This window comes from Pseudomonas sp. BF-B-26 (assembly GCF_019956495.1).
GTDB lineage: Bacteria > Pseudomonadota > Gammaproteobacteria > Pseudomonadales > Pseudomonadaceae > Aquipseudomonas.
On record NZ_JAHBDP010000111.1, the window covers coordinates 1 to 14376 of the forward strand.

Below are 14376 nucleotides of genomic sequence, written 5' to 3' on the forward strand. Positions count from 1 at the left end.
ACAGCGTTACTCGCTGCTGTCAACACCTCTTTTACACCGCTTTCGACCGAGAAGATCGAATCGTCAATTAGGCAAAAACAGACTGCCTGATCAACTCCTTCTGGGCTTCGATGACCTGAAGCAACTCACTGTCGAAAACTGCGTAACTCATTGTTTACCAAGGAGTTTTCCGTTTCGACTGCGCCGGAAGTGGGGCGAATTATAGACTTCCAGAATCTGCCGTCAACACCTATCTTCACAATTCTGTCATATAGGTAAAAAAGCCCCTTAAACGCAAAGGCCGGCCCCAAGGGGCCGGCCTTCTTCCCTTCTACTTACAAGCTAGGGAATGCGAACTGCGAAGCTTCATGGCTTGCCCGTTGTGGCCAGCGCTGGGTAATAGCCTTGCGACGGGTGTAGAAACGCACGCCATCCGGACCATACGCATGCAAGTCGCCGAACAGCGAGCGCTTCCAGCCGCCAAAGCTGTGATAAGCCACCGGTACCGGCAGCGGTACGTTGACGCCGACCATACCGACTTCGATTTCGTCGCAGAACAACCGCGCCGCTTCCCCATCACGGGTAAAGATGCAGGTGCCGTTGCCATACTCGTGATCGTTGATCAGCTGCATTGCCTCTTCCAAGCTGTTAACCCGGACAACACAAAGCACAGGCCCGAAGATCTCTTCTTTATAGATGCGCATTTCTGGCGTGACGTTATCAAACAGGCAGCCACCCAGGAAGAAACCTTCCTCATGACCCGCCACGCTCAGACCACGACCATCGACCACCAAAGAAGCACCCGCCGAAACACCGTCTGCTATATAGCCACTGACTTTGTCCCGAGCCTGACCGGAAACCAGCGGCCCCATGTCCAGACCGCATGAAGTACCGGCACCGATTTTCAGCGCCTTGATTTGCGGTACCAACTTGGCCACCAGCGCATCCGCCACCTGGTCACCGACGCACACAGCCACCGAGATTGCCATGCAACGTTCACCGCAAGAACCATACGCCGCGCCCATCAATGCGCTGACCGCGTTATCCAGATCCGCATCCGGCATCAACACCGCATGGTTCTTCGCGCCACCCAGTGCCTGAACGCGTTTGCCGCGCTTGGTGCCTTCGGCGTAAATGTATTCGGCAATCGGCGTAGAACCAACGAAGCTCAATGCTTTGACTTCCGGCGCTTCGATCAGCGCGTCCACCGCAGCCTTGTCGCCGTGCACCACACTCAGCACACCTTTAGGCAGACCGGCCTCGATCAACAGTTGAGCAATCAACAGCGTCGAACTTGGATCACGCTCGGAAGGCTTGAGAATGAAGCAGTTACCGCAGACGATCGCCAGCGGGTACATCCACAGCGGCACCATGGCAGGGAAGTTGAACGGCGTAATACCGGCCACCACGCCCAACGGCTGGAAGTCCGACCAGGCATCAATGTTCGGGCCAACGTTACGGCTGTACTCGCCCTTGAGGATTTCCGGTGCTGCGCAAGCGAACTCGACGTTCTCGATTCCGCGTTTCAGTTCACCGGCAGCGTCTTCCAGGGTTTTGCCGTGCTCTTCGCTGATCAGCTGAGCGATACGCGCTTCGTTCTGCTCCAGCAATTGCTTGAAGCGGAACATCACCTGCGCTCGCTTGGCCGGCGGAGTGTTACGCCAGGCCGGGAACGCTGCCTTGGCCGAGTCGATGGCTTTTTGAATGGTTTCGCGGCTGGCCAATGGCAGCTTGTGAATCGCCTGGCCGGTGGACGGGTTGAACACGTCGGCCGTACGACCGTCTTCGGTCACCAGTTCGCCATTGATCAAATGCGGAATAAGGCTCATGCGGGGCTCCAGAAAAGTTGTCCACAGGCACCCGTCACCGGGCGCCTCTATATAGAAGGGAAAAATCAGTCGATCTTGTTCAGCACTTCGCCGACCGCGTCGAACAGACGATCAAGGTCTTGCGGCTTGCTGTTGAAGGTTGGGCCGAACTGCAGGGTGTCGCCGCCGAAGCGCACGTAGAACCCGGCTTTCCACAGCGCCATGCCGGCTTCGAACGGACGCACAATGGCGTCGCCGTCACGCGGTGCGATCTGGATCGCACCGGCCAGGCCGTAGTTACGAATATCGATGATGTTTTTCGAGCCCTTCAGACCGTGCAGCGCATTTTCGAAATGCGGCGCGACTTCGGCCACGCTCTGCACCAGGTTTTCCTTTTGCAGCAGATCGAGTGCTGCCAGGCCAGCGGCGCAAGCCACCGGGTGCGCGGAATAGGTGTAGCCGTGCGGGAATTCCACCGCGTACTCCGGCGTCGCCTGGTTCATGAAGGTCTGGTAGATCTCGGAGCTGGCAATCACCGCGCCCATCGGGATCGCGCCGTTGGTGACTTGCTTGGCGATGCACATCAGGTCCGGGGTTACGCCAAAGGTATCGGCACCGAACATTTTGCCGGTACGGCCGAAACCAGTGATCACTTCGTCGAACACCAGCAGGATGTTGTGCTGATCGCAGATCTCACGCAGACGCTTGAGGTAACCCTGTGGCGGAACCAGTACGCCAGCGGAACCGGCCAATGGCTCGACGAACACGGCGGCGATGTTGGAGGCGTCATGCAGCTCGATCAACTTCAACAGTTCATCGGCCAGGGCGATACCGCCCTGCTCCGGCATGCCACGGGAATAGGCATTGCTCGCCAGCAAGGTGTGCGGCAGGTGATCGACGTCCATCATCGCCTGACCGAACATTTTGCGGTTGCCGTTCACGCCACCGAGGCTGGTGCCGGCGATGTTTACGCCGTGATAACCACGGGCACGGCCGATCATTTTGGTCTTGGTCGCCTGGCCTTTCAGACGCCAGTAAGCACGAACCATCTTCACTGCCGTGTCAGCACACTCGGAACCCGAGTCAGTGAAGAACACGTGATTCAGATTGCCCGGGGTCAGGTCGGTGATTTTCTCAGCCAGCTGGAACGACAACGGATGGCCGTACTGGAAGCCTGGCGAGTAATCGAGGGTGCCCAATTGCTTGGCGACCGCTTCCTGAATTTCCTTACGGGTATGCCCGGCGCCGCAAGTCCACAAACCGGAGAGCGAGTCGTAAACCTTGCGGCCCTTGTCATCGATCAACCAACTGCCTTCAGCCGCCACGATCAGTCGCGGATCGCGCTGGAAATTACGGTTGGCGGTGTAGGGCATCCAGTGAGCATCGAGCTTGAGCTGGCTGGCCAGGGAAGTCGGGTTGTTTTCAGGCAAGTTCATGGGCAAAACCTCGCAGGGCAATAAGCGGCATAGAGATCAAAAGCGTTCTTGCAGCTAAATTGCCACGGGGATAAAGTCGGTGAAATCCAACTCTTCTAACGTTCAGTCAGCCCACCACTAAACTTTGAGTATTTTGAGCATGAGCAGCCGTCGCCCCGATCCGCTGGCGCAAGTCAGTGACTTTGATATCCGCTTATTGAGGATCTTCCGCAGCGTCGTGGAGTGCGGCGGCTTCTCGGCAGCGGAATCGGTGCTGGGGATCGGCCGCTCGGCCATCAGCCAGCAAATGAGCGATCTGGAACAGCGCCTCGGTTTGCGCTTGTGCCAACGCGGTCGCGCCGGGTTTTCCCTGACCGAAGAAGGTCGCGAGGTGTATCACTCGGCGTTGCAGCTATTAAGTGCGCTGGAAAGTTTTCGCACCGAGGTCAACGGTCTGCACCAACATCTGCGCGGCGAATTGACCATCGGCCTGACCGACAACCTGGTCACCCTGCCCCACATGCGTATCACCCATGCCTTGGCGCAATTGAAGGAGCGCGGCCCCGACGTGCAGATTCAGATCCGCATGATCGCGCCCAATGAAGTCGAACAAGGCGTGCTCGACGGTCGATTGCATGTCGGCGTGGTGCCGCAGGCCAGCGCGCTGTCGGGGCTCGAATATCAGCCGCTCTATAGCGAACGCTCGCTACTGTATTGCGCGGTCGGTCATCCGTTGTTTTATGTCGACGATAAACAACTGGATGACGAGCGCCTCAATAGCCAGGATGCCATCGCGCCGACCTTCCGTTTGCCCGCGGAAATCCAGGCCCATTACCAGGCGCTTAATTGCACCGCCAGTGCCTCGGACCGTGAAGGCATGGCGTTCCTGATCCTGACCGGACGCTTCATCGGCTACCTGCCGGACCACTACGCCAGTCTCTGGGTGCAGCAAGGCCGGTTGCGTGCGCTGAAACCAAAGGTGCGGTTTTATGACCTGAGCCTCGCATCGGTCACGCGCAAGGGCCGTCGTCCGCATTTGGTGCTGGAAAGCTTCCTCGAAAGCCTGGCCGCCACACGCTAACCACCACAATCTCTGTAGGAGCAAAGCTTGCTCCTACAGAGATGGGGGTAGGTTTTATCGCATCAGGACTTGTCTGATGCCGGTGGGTGCGCTATCAACGCACTGGTTGCACCCACTCACTTGTTCGGAAGTGCCTATGACCTTTGAAGTCCCCGCTCACGGCGGCAAACCTGCCAGCCGCATTCGTCAGAAGAACGAAGAGACCATCATCAAAGCCGCCGAAGACGAGTTCGCCCGTCACGGGTTCAAAGGCACCAGCATGAACACCATCGCCCTGAATGCCGGATTGCCCAAGGCGAACCTGCATTACTACTTCACCAACAAACTCGGTTTGTACGTGGCGGTGTTGAGCAACATCCTCCAGCTGTGGGACAGCACCTTCAACACACTTACTGCCGAAGATGACCCGGCCGAAGCGCTGACGCGTTACATCCGCGCCAAGATGGAATTCTCCCGTCGTCAGCCGCAAGCCTCGCGGATCTTCGCGATGGAAGTGATCAGCGGCGGCGAATGCCTGACCGAGTACTTCAACCAGGATTATCGCGCCTGGTTCCAGGGTCGGGCGGGCGTGTTCCAGGCCTGGATCGACGCCGGAAAAATGGACCCGGTCGACCCGGTGAACCTGATCTTCCTGTTGTGGGGCAGCACTCAGCATTACGCCGATTTCGCCACGCAGATCTGCCGTGTCACCGGTCGCACCAAGTTGACCAAGCAAGACATGGAAGACGCCGGCAACAACCTGATCCGCATCATTCTCAAGGGCTGCGGCCTGACGCCAACGATCTAAGACACTTATGCCTTTTACCCTCAGCGGTTTTTGCGAGTACCGCGAAGAGATTCGCAAAAGCCGCTTCATCACTTTCGCCGCACCGATCAGCAGCCCTGCTGAAGCCCAGGCGTTCATCGAACAGCACAGCGATTTGAATGCCTCGCACAATTGCTGGGCCTGGAAGCTTGGCGACCACTACCGCAGCACTGACGATGGCGAACCCGGCGGCACCGCTGGCCGGCCGATTCTGGCGGCAATCGAAGCTCAGGATTGCGATCAGGTCGCGGTGCTGGTGATTCGTTGGTATGGCGGCATTCAACTCGGCACCGGGGGCCTCGCCCGGGCGTATGGCGGCGGCGCCAACAAGTGCCTGCAAGCGGCGGCAAAGGTTGAACTGATCAGTCGGGTGCCGGTGAGTTGTACCTGTGCTTTTGCAGAGTTGCCGCTGGTGAAGCTTCGGGTGGCGGAACTGGGTGGACTGGTGGTGGAAGAAACGTTCACGGCCAACGGCGTAGACCTGCGATTGGCTATCGGCGAAAGCCAGATCGACACCCTGCAAACGCAGCTGGCAGGCTTGAGCCGCGGACGCATTTTGTTGCAGCACTAATCGCACCAACAACGTTCACCGCCCTTTCGTCGAACCGGTGCATTTGCCCACATCTACTGTGCACCCGGCTGTGGATAACCTGAGCACACCCGGCTGTAACCCTTCTGTCACGCGGCTTTGCGGGCTTTGCTCACTTTTCGTCCAATCCGTCATCAAAAAAGATAAATCCACGTAAAAACAATCAGTTAACGCGGTTTATCACCATTAGAAGAAAGCCACACAGTGCTTATGCCCGAGCTTCGGGCTTGCACACAAATACTGTGGAGCAATCTGTGGATAACCCGTTCATGGCTGTCGCCGCCCCATGTCCGGCATGGCTTGCAGTCGGTTGCTCGTTTTTTAACCAAACCCCTTGAGCAAAACCGGAGCCTGATCAACGGCTTTGCCCTCAAGTGGTGCCTGGTTCGGGATCGACATAGGGCGAGGCGCCGCCCTCAAAGCCTTTATCTGCAACGTATTTGATTTTTCCTGACTCAATGGCCAGGAAATTGCTTTATCCACAGGCATCACTTCAATCGACCCGAGCCTGTCATGCCCAACCCCGTGCCGATCCTCGATCCAACACCTCGCCTGCAACTGCGCAACATCAGCAAGCGCTACCCCGGTTGCCTGGCCAACGATGCCATCGACCTGAGCATTGCACCCGGCGAAATCCACGCCCTGCTCGGCGAAAACGGCGCGGGCAAAAGTACGCTGATGAAGATCATCTACGGCGTCACCCACGCGGACTCGGGCGAGATGATCTGGCAAGGGCAACGCGTGACCCTGCGCAACCCGGCCCAGGCTCGGGGGCTGGGAATCGGCATGGTGTTTCAGCATTTCTCGCTGTTCGAGACTTTGAGCGTGGCGCAGAACATTGCCTTGGCGATGGGCGCGGCGGCGGGTACACCGAAACAGCTTGAGCCCAAGATTCGTGAAGTCTCCCGGCGCTATGGCATGGCGCTGGAGCCGGAGCGACTTGTCCACAGCCTGTCGATCGGAGAACGCCAGCGGGTGGAAATCATTCGTTGCCTGATGCAGGACATCCGCCTGCTGATTCTCGATGAGCCGACCTCGGTGCTGACTCCGCAGGAGGCCGACGATTTGTTCGTCACCTTGCGCCGACTCTCCGCCGAGGGCTGCAGCATTCTGTTTATCAGCCACAAACTCGGTGAAGTTCGCGCGTTGTGCCACAGCGCCACGGTGTTGCGTGGCGGTCGGGTGGCCGGGCATTGCGTGCCGGCCGAGTGTTCGGATCGGCAACTGGCGCAGTTGATGGTCGGTGACGCCGCTGCGCTGATTACGGACTATCCGAAAGTCATTGGCGCTAATGCGTTCCTGAATGTGACGGGATTGTCCTGGCACAACCCCGATCCGTTCGGCTGTTCGCTGAAGGACATCGAGCTTGAAGTACGCAGCGGCGAAATCGTCGGCATCGCCGGGGTCGCCGGCAATGGTCAGGATGAGTTGTTGGCCCTGCTCAGCGGCGAAGAACCGCTCAGCCGCAACGACGGCGCAACGATCAGTTTCGCCGGGCAACCGGTGGCGCACTTGCGGCCGGACGCACGGCGCAAACTGGGCCTGGCCTTCGTCCCCGCTGAACGTCTGGGCCATGGCGCGGTGCCGGACCTGAGCCTGGCGGACAACGCCCTGCTCACCGCCTTTCAACAGGGGCTGGTCAGCAACGGCCTGATCCAGCGCGGCAAGGTCGAAGCGCTGGCCGAAGAAATCATCCGCCGCTTCGGGGTCAAGACACCCGATAGCCAGACACCGGCCCGCAGCCTGTCTGGCGGCAACTTGCAGAAATTCATCCTCGGCCGCGAGATTCTCCAACAACCGAAACTGCTGGTGGCAGCGCACCCGACCTGGGGCGTGGACGTCGGCGCCGCCGCGACCATTCACCGGGCGCTGATTGCCTTGCGCGATGCCGGCGCGGCGATCCTGGTGATCTCCGAAGACCTCGACGAACTGTTCCAGATCAGCGACCGCCTCGGCGCGTTGTGCAGCGGTCGATTGTCGCCGCTCAAGGCCACGGTCGACACGCGCCTGATCGATGTCGGCGGCTGGATGGCCGGCCAGTTCGACGCCCCTCAATCACTCGCACCCGCAACGGTTTAACGGAGTTTCACATGCTGCTTTCTCTCGAACCCCGTGGCCAGCAATCGCGCCTGATGCTGTGGTGCTCGCCGTTGCTGGCGGCTGTCCTGACGTTGGGCTGTGGCTCACTGCTGTTTGTCGCACTGGGGCATGACCCGTTACTGACCTTGCACACGTTGCTCATCGCACCGATCAGCGACCTGTACGGCGTCTCCGAGTTGCTGGTCAAAGCGCTGCCGATTTTGCTCTGCGCGTTGGGGCTGGCGGTGGCGTACCAAGCACGAATCTGGAACATCGGCGCCGAAGGTCAGTTGCTGCTTGGTGCGCTGGCCGGCAGTGCATTGGCGGTGAACATCATCGACCTGCAAAGTCGCTGGGCGCTGGTGCTGATCCTGCTCGTCGGTACCCTGGCCGGTGCCGCGTGGGCCGGGCTGACGGCGTGGTTGCGCACGCGTTTCAATGCCAATGAAATCCTCACCAGCATCATGCTCAATTACATCGCCCTGAACCTGTTGCTGTTCTGTGTGCATGGGCCGCTGAAGGATCCGGCGGGGTTCAACTTTCCGGAGTCGGCGATGTTCGGTGATGCCAGCCGTTTGCCGTTGCTGATGGAGGACGGCCGGGTCCACGTGGGCGTGTATTTCGCCTTGCTCGCGTTGGTCGCGGTGTGGGTGTTGTTGCAGAAAAGTTTTATCGGGTTCCAGATCAAAGTGCTCGGGCTGGACAAGCGCGCAGCGGGGTTCGTCGGCTTTCGCGAGAAGCGGCTGATCTGGCTGGCGCTGTTGATCAGCGGAGGATTGGCGGGGCTGGCCGGTGTGTGCGAAGTCACCGGGCCGATCGGCCAATTGGTGCCGCAAGTCTCGCCCGGTTATGGCTATGCCGCGATCACTGTGGCGTTTCTCGGGCGACTCAATCCCATCGGTATTCTGTTTTCCAGCCTGCTGATGGCGTTGCTGTACATCGGCGGCGAGAGCGCGCAGATGAGCATGAATCTGCCGCAAGCCATCACGCAATTGTTCCAGGGAATGATGCTGTTTTTCCTGCTGGCCAGTGACGTGCTGATTCTCTATCGGCCGCGTTTGAACCTGCGTTGGTCCCGTCGTGCACTAGCCACCGTCGTACACGCAGGAGCGCTGTGATGGATATCGATCTGTTGAGCAATATTTTCTACGCCATGGTCCGTTGCGGTACGCCGCTGCTGTTGGTGGCTCTAAGTGAACTGATCTGCGAGAAGAGCGGCGTTCTGAACCTCGGCCAGGAAGGGATGATGCTGTTTGGGGCGGTGATCGGTTTTATCGTCGCGTTGAGCAGCGGCAACCTGTGGCTCGGCGTGTTGTTGGCGATGCTTGCCGGGATGCTGTTGTCGTCGTTGTTTGCGTTGGTGGCGCTGGTGTTCAACGCCAATCAGGTGGCCACCGGGTTGGCGCTGACGATCTTCGGCGTGGGCCTGTCGACCTTTGTCGGCGCGGCGTGGGTCGGTAAACCGCTGGCCGGTTTTGAGCCGGTGGCGATTCCTTATTTGAGTGAAATCCCGCTGATCGGACGGATGCTGTTTGCGCAGGATCTGCTGGTGTATGTGTCGTTCGCGCTGTTTGCGCTGGTGGCCTGGGTGATGGTGAAAAGTCGCGTCGGGCTGATCATTCAGGCGGTCGGCGAAAACCCGGATGCAGCCAGTGCGATGGGTTTACCGGTGTTGGGCGTGCGCACGCTGGCGGTGCTGTTTGGCGGGGCGATGGCTGGATTGGCCGGGGCTTATTTGTCGCTGGCTTATACCCCGATGTGGGCGGAGAACATGAGCGCCGGGCGTGGCTGGATTGCCTTGGCACTGGTGGTGTTTGCCAGTTGGCGGGTGTGGCGATTGCTGCTGGGGGCGTATCTGTTCGGACTCGCCAGCATCCTGCATTTGGTGGCGCAGGGATTGGGGCTGGCGATTCCGTCGAGTCTGCTGGCGATGCTGCCGTATGTGGCGACCATTGTGGTGTTGGTGCTGCTGTCGCGGGATGCGCTGCGTACGCGGTTGTATGCGCCGGTGTCGTTGGGGAAACCGTGGCAGGCCGGGCATTAGTGGTTGTCTGCACCGGCCTCTTCGCGAGCAAGCCCGCTCCCACACTTGGACCGAGTCGAGCCTGGATTTTGTGATCAACCCACATCTACTGTGGGAGCGGCGGTGCGACGATTCGACTTGCTCGCGAAGGCGCCCTCACGGGCAACACCTGAACAACGCCCCACGCCAATTCAAAGATCAAGAAGATCACCAACAAAGAGCTCGCGCCATGGAGCAAGGCATAGAGCTGCCAAGCCGAAAACAGAAATCTACCGACGGCGTCATACCGCCCATACACCTGCTGCGGATCACGAATCCGCAGCACCGCCCACACGCAGACAATCGATCCCAACAGATTGGCCATCAGCATGTGCATCGGCTCAAACGGCGGCAACTCGCCGGACAAATGGAACGCCTGACTCACACTCGACAAAACGGCATGCAACGCCGCAAAGCTCCACGGCGTGACAAACGCTGCCGTCACGATCAAGTCATACCAGGCGCTACCCTTCACCAACCGGCGATATTGCGTTGAAGTCCACATCCGTTTTGCTCCATAAATTCAGGGAGCAACAAGGCTAAAGCCTGGAGTATGCTCCAGGGTCAAGCCCTCTCGAGAAGTCATGATGCGCATCGGTGAATTAGCCCAGGCCAGCGCCGTCAGCCGCGACACGCTGCGTTTCTACGAGCAGCGCGGATTGATTGCGGCGCAACGCAGCGCCAACGGTTATCGCGACTATCCGGCGGACATGGTGCAACTGGTGCTGTACATCAAGACCGCTCAGCGATTGGGCTTTACCCTCGGCGAAATCGGCAACAGCGTCGCCGCGATATCGCAGTCGCCCGATCCCGACAGCGCCGTCACGCAATTGCTGCAAGACAAACTCAAACTGATCGAAACCCGAATCGACGAACTCGGCGCGCTGCGTCAGGAGTTGCAGCAACGGCTCGGTCAGCGTTGTCCATTGAATCCGTGATCCTCATTTATCAAGGAAGCCACTTATGTCTACGGCAAAAACCGCACTCATCATCGGCGCCTCCCGAGGCCTGGGCCTCGGTCTGGTGAAAACCCTGCTGGCCGACGGTTGGCAGGTCACCGCCACCGTGCGCAACCCGCAGAACGCCGAAGCCTTGCAGGCCTTGGGCAAGGTGCGGATCGAAAAACTCGACATGGACGATCAGCAAGCGGTCATCGCTCTGAGCCAGCAGCTCAAGGGCGAAGTGTTTGATTTGTTGTTCGTGAATGCCGGGGTCAAAGGCCCGGACGTTCAAACGCCGGGCGGCGCGACGCTGGCCGAGGTCGGTCAGCTGTTTTTCACCAATGCGGTGGCGCCGATCAATCTGGCCCAGCGTTTTGTCGGGCAGATTCGTGCGGACAGCGGCGTGCTGGCGTTCATGAGTTCGGTGCTGGGCAGCGTGACCATGCCGGATGCGCCGGAGCTGGCGTTGTACAAGGCGAGCAAAGCGGCGCTGAATTCGATGACCAATAGCTTCGTCACTCAGTTGGGCGAGCAGAAACTCACCGTGCTGTCGCTGCATCCGGGCTGGGTGAAGACCGACATGGGCGGTGAAGGTGCCGACATTGATGTGGACACCAGCACGCGAGGGTTGGTCGATCAGGTGAATGCGTATACCGGCAAGGGCGGGCATCATTTTGTGAATTACCGGGGTGAAACCATTCCTTGGTAACCCATCGTCTACTGTGGGAGCGGGCTTGCTCGCGAAGAGGGAGTGTCAGTCGACATCAATGTTGCATGACGCACCGCATTCGCGAGCAAGCCCGCTCCCACAGGGGTTTTGCGTCGCCTGGTCGGGCCGGGCTTGCCCGCAGCGCGGTTTTGAATGAAACTCCGCACCTCGTCCCCGCGGCGACCCTGGATCAGCAGACAGGGTAATCACTGAGCTGGCTAACCTGAACCCCACTTTCAGAGGAGCCGGCCAACATGCCTGCGACCCGTACCTGGTTAAAAAATCCCCTCGCGATCTTCACTGCCAATGGCCTCGATGCCCGTGGCGGCCTAGTGCTGCAAGACGGTTTGATCGTCGAAGTGCTCGCCGCCGGCCAGCAACCTTCCGCGCCCTGTGGACAAGTCTTCGATGCCCGCGAGCATGTGATCCTCCCGGGACTGATCAACACCCATCACCACTTCTATCAAACCCTGACCCGCGCCTGGGCGCCGGTGGTCAATCAGCCGTTGTTCCCGTGGCTGAAAACGCTCTACCCGGTCTGGGCCCGCCTCACCCCTGAAAAACTCGCCCTCGCCAGCAAAGTCGCGTTGGCCGAGTTGCTGCTGTCCGGCTGCACCACCGCCGCCGATCACCATTACCTGTTTCCGCAAGGCCTGGAGAATGCGATCGACGTGCAGGTCGAGAGCGTCCGCGAACTGGGCATGCGCGCCATGCTGACGCGCGGTTCCATGAGCCTTGGCGAAAAGGACGGCGGCCTGCCGCCGCAGCAAACCGTGCAGGAAGGCGAAGTGATCCTCGCCGACAGCCAACGCTTGATCGGCGAGTACCACGAGCGTGGCGATGGCGCGCAAATCCAGATCGCCCTCGCGCCCTGCTCACCGTTCTCGGTGACCCCGCAAATCATGTCCGCCAGCGCCGAACTGGCGAACAAACTCGACGTGCGCCTGCACACCCATCTGGCCGAAACCCTCGACGAAGAAGACTTCTGCCTGCAACGCTTCGGCCTGCGCACTGTGGATTACCTCGACAGCGTCGGCTGGCTCGGCCCGCGCACCTGGCTGGCTCACGGCATCCACTTCAACCCGGACGAAATCGCTCGCCTCGGCGCCGCCGGCACCGGCATTTGCCATTGCCCGAGTTCGAACATGCGTCTGGCTTCCGGCATCTGCCCGACGCTGGACCTGACCGCTGCGGGCGCCTTGCTGGGCTTGGGCGTGGATGGTTCGGCGTCCAACGATGCGTCGAACATGATGCTGGAAACCCGTCAGGCGCTGTACATTCAGCGGCTGCGTTATGGCGCCGAGAAGATCACGCCGGAATTGGTTTTGGGTTGGGCGACCAAGGGTTCGGCGAGTGTGCTCGGGCGTACTGATATCGGCGAACTGGCGGTGGGCAAGCAGGCGGACCTGGCGCTGTTCAAGCTCGATGAGCTGCGGTTTTCCGGCAGTCATGATCCGGTGTCGGCGTTGCTGCTGTGCGGCGCTGATCGGGCGGATCGGGTGATGGTTGGTGGCAAATGGCGGGTGATTGATGGGCAGGTGGAGGGGCTGGATTTGAAGGGATTGATTGCGGATCACAGCCAGGCGGCTCGGCAGTTGATTGCGGGCATCTGATACAACCCCAACCAAAACCAGTGGGAGCGAGCCTGCTCCGGGCGGCGTTCCGACGATGACGGAGTGTCAGTCGACATCAATGGTGTCTGACACACCGCTATCGCGAGCAGGCTCGCTCCCACAATTGGTTTTGTGGTGTGTTTAGAGGCCGAGCAGCGACAACATGATGAAGGTCGCAAACAGCACAAAGTGAGTCATGCCTTCGATGGCGTTGGTTTCGCCATCGTTGAGGTTGATTGCGCTAACGATCAGGGTGAGGAAGACCATCACGGTCTGCACCGGGGTCATCGCCATCTGGAACGGCTGGCCGGTGTAGAGCGCCATCGCTTCCATCACCGGCACAGTCAGGATGACCGTCGACAGTGACGCGCCCATGGCGATGTTGACCACAGACTGCATGCGGTTGGCCAGTGCCGCCCGCAACGCGGTCAGAATTTCCGGCGCCGCCGAGATTGCCGCCACCAGGATCGCCGTGATCACCGGCGGTGCGCCCGTCCCTTCGAGGCCCAGATCGAGGGTCTTGGACATCACCTCGGCCAAGGCGCCGATCACCACCACGCCAAACACCAACGTGCCAATACTCAGCACCAGATTGACCGGTTCAGGGTCTTCCTCCGGGGCTTTCTTGCGACGTTTTTCCGGGTAGCTGTAGCTGAAGAAATAACTGTGCGGCCCGACCTGCATGCGCAGGAACAGGGTGTAGAGCACGACCATCGCACCAATGGTGAACGCCGAATAGAGTTTCCAGCTGCCCTCGGGGATGAACTCCGGCACCACCATGGAAACGCCCATGGCGGTGAGAATCATCACGCTGTAACTGCGGGCCGAATCGTCGTTGTAGGACTGTTCGCCGTGCTTGAGCCCACCCATCAACGCAGCGAGGCCGAGGATGCCGTTGATGTCGAGCATCACCGCCGAATAAATCGTGTCGCGTACCAGAGTCGGCGAGGCTTCGTTGCTCATCATGATCGCCAGGATCACCACTTCCACCAGCACGGCGGCCAGGGTCAGGATCATCGTGCCGTAAGGGTCGCCGACTTTTTCTGCGAGCAGTTCGGCGTGATGGGCGACGCGCATGGAGGCAACGACGATGAAGGCGATCAGTACGAGGCCGGCGGTCAACGCGATGGGTTGGCCGCTGTGCAGCATCCAGTGCTCCAGCGGGTAGGCGACGGCGGCGGCGATCACGGCCAGCAGCAGAAACTTTTCTTGCTTGAGGAGTGTGAGCATTGCGGGCCTTTTTGCCGTGTGAAGCGAAACCAGGATGATGAGCTACTGACTGCGGGGCGGCGCTA

At 59.8% G+C, this 14376-nt stretch carries 13 protein-coding genes; 9 read left to right on the forward strand and 4 right to left on the reverse strand.

Translation table 11 applies throughout. From position 1 onward, the window contains the following. Positions 1–314: 314 nt before the first annotated feature. Positions 315–1808, reverse strand: coding sequence for a CoA-acylating methylmalonate-semialdehyde dehydrogenase (locus KGB03_RS25120; RefSeq protein WP_218538605.1), 1494 nt, complete (start codon positions 1806–1808; stop codon positions 315–317). Between the two features lie 65 nt (positions 1809–1873). Then, entirely contained in the window at positions 1874–3223 is a 1350-nt protein-coding gene (locus tag KGB03_RS25125) for an aspartate aminotransferase family protein (RefSeq protein WP_008156489.1), read from the reverse strand. A 139-nt stretch (positions 3224–3362) separates the two neighbouring features. Here KGB03_RS25125 and KGB03_RS25130 point away from each other — a divergent pair, with 139 nt between their 5' ends. The 6 genes from KGB03_RS25130 (at position 3363) to KGB03_RS25155 (ending at position 9800) form a co-directional block, all read left to right on the forward strand. After that, on the forward strand, positions 3363–4283 hold the full coding sequence (locus KGB03_RS25130; RefSeq protein WP_111449134.1) for a LysR family transcriptional regulator: 921 nt from the start codon (positions 3363–3365) through the stop codon (positions 4281–4283). 136 nt (positions 4284–4419) lie between these two features. Next, the gene (locus KGB03_RS25135) at positions 4420–5070 is read left to right on the forward strand and encodes a TetR/AcrR family transcriptional regulator (protein ID WP_102615727.1); all 651 of its coding nucleotides are present in this window, start codon (positions 4420–4422) and stop codon (positions 5068–5070) included. A 7-nt stretch (positions 5071–5077) separates the two neighbouring features. Beyond that, positions 5078–5659: an IMPACT family protein gene (locus KGB03_RS25140; RefSeq protein WP_223529676.1), complete on the forward strand. Its 582-nt coding sequence runs from the start codon at positions 5078–5080 to the stop codon at positions 5657–5659. A 531-nt stretch (positions 5660–6190) separates the two neighbouring features. After that, entirely contained in the window at positions 6191–7756 is a 1566-nt protein-coding gene (locus tag KGB03_RS25145; protein WP_223529678.1) for an ABC transporter ATP-binding protein, read from the forward strand. Between the two features lie 11 nt (positions 7757–7767). Next, complete coding sequence (locus KGB03_RS25150) at positions 7768–8874, forward strand: ABC transporter permease (protein ID WP_223529680.1); 1107 nt, start codon at positions 7768–7770, stop codon at positions 8872–8874. Next, complete coding sequence (locus KGB03_RS25155; RefSeq protein ID WP_223529682.1) at positions 8874–9800, forward strand: ABC transporter permease; 927 nt, start codon at positions 8874–8876, stop codon at positions 9798–9800. The genes KGB03_RS25150 and KGB03_RS25155 overlap by 1 nt, the downstream gene beginning before the upstream one ends. Before the next feature lie 85 nt (positions 9801–9885). Here the strand turns inward: KGB03_RS25155 and KGB03_RS25160 are convergent, their stop codons facing one another. Further along, on the reverse strand, positions 9886–10323 hold the full coding sequence (locus tag KGB03_RS25160) for a hypothetical protein (protein WP_223529684.1): 438 nt from the start codon (positions 10321–10323) through the stop codon (positions 9886–9888). An 82-nt stretch (positions 10324–10405) separates the two neighbouring features. On the opposite strand from KGB03_RS25160, the gene KGB03_RS25165 reads away from it, so the two are divergent. From KGB03_RS25165 to KGB03_RS25175, 3 genes are all read left to right on the forward strand, one after another. Further along, entirely contained in the window at positions 10406–10756 is a 351-nt protein-coding gene (locus KGB03_RS25165) for a MerR family transcriptional regulator (RefSeq protein WP_218538672.1), read from the forward strand. Between the two features lie 25 nt (positions 10757–10781). Next, positions 10782–11468, forward strand: coding sequence for an SDR family oxidoreductase (locus tag KGB03_RS25170; RefSeq protein WP_218538611.1), 687 nt, complete (start codon positions 10782–10784; stop codon positions 11466–11468). 254 nt (positions 11469–11722) lie between these two features. Beyond that, complete coding sequence (locus tag KGB03_RS25175; protein ID WP_223529687.1) at positions 11723–13081, forward strand: 8-oxoguanine deaminase; 1359 nt, start codon at positions 11723–11725, stop codon at positions 13079–13081. Between the two features lie 141 nt (positions 13082–13222). On the opposite strand, the gene KGB03_RS25180 is transcribed toward KGB03_RS25175, so the two are convergent. Next, positions 13223–14311: a calcium:proton antiporter gene (locus tag KGB03_RS25180; RefSeq protein ID WP_218538613.1), complete on the reverse strand. Its 1089-nt coding sequence runs from the start codon at positions 14309–14311 to the stop codon at positions 13223–13225. Positions 14312–14376 lie beyond the last annotated feature (65 nt).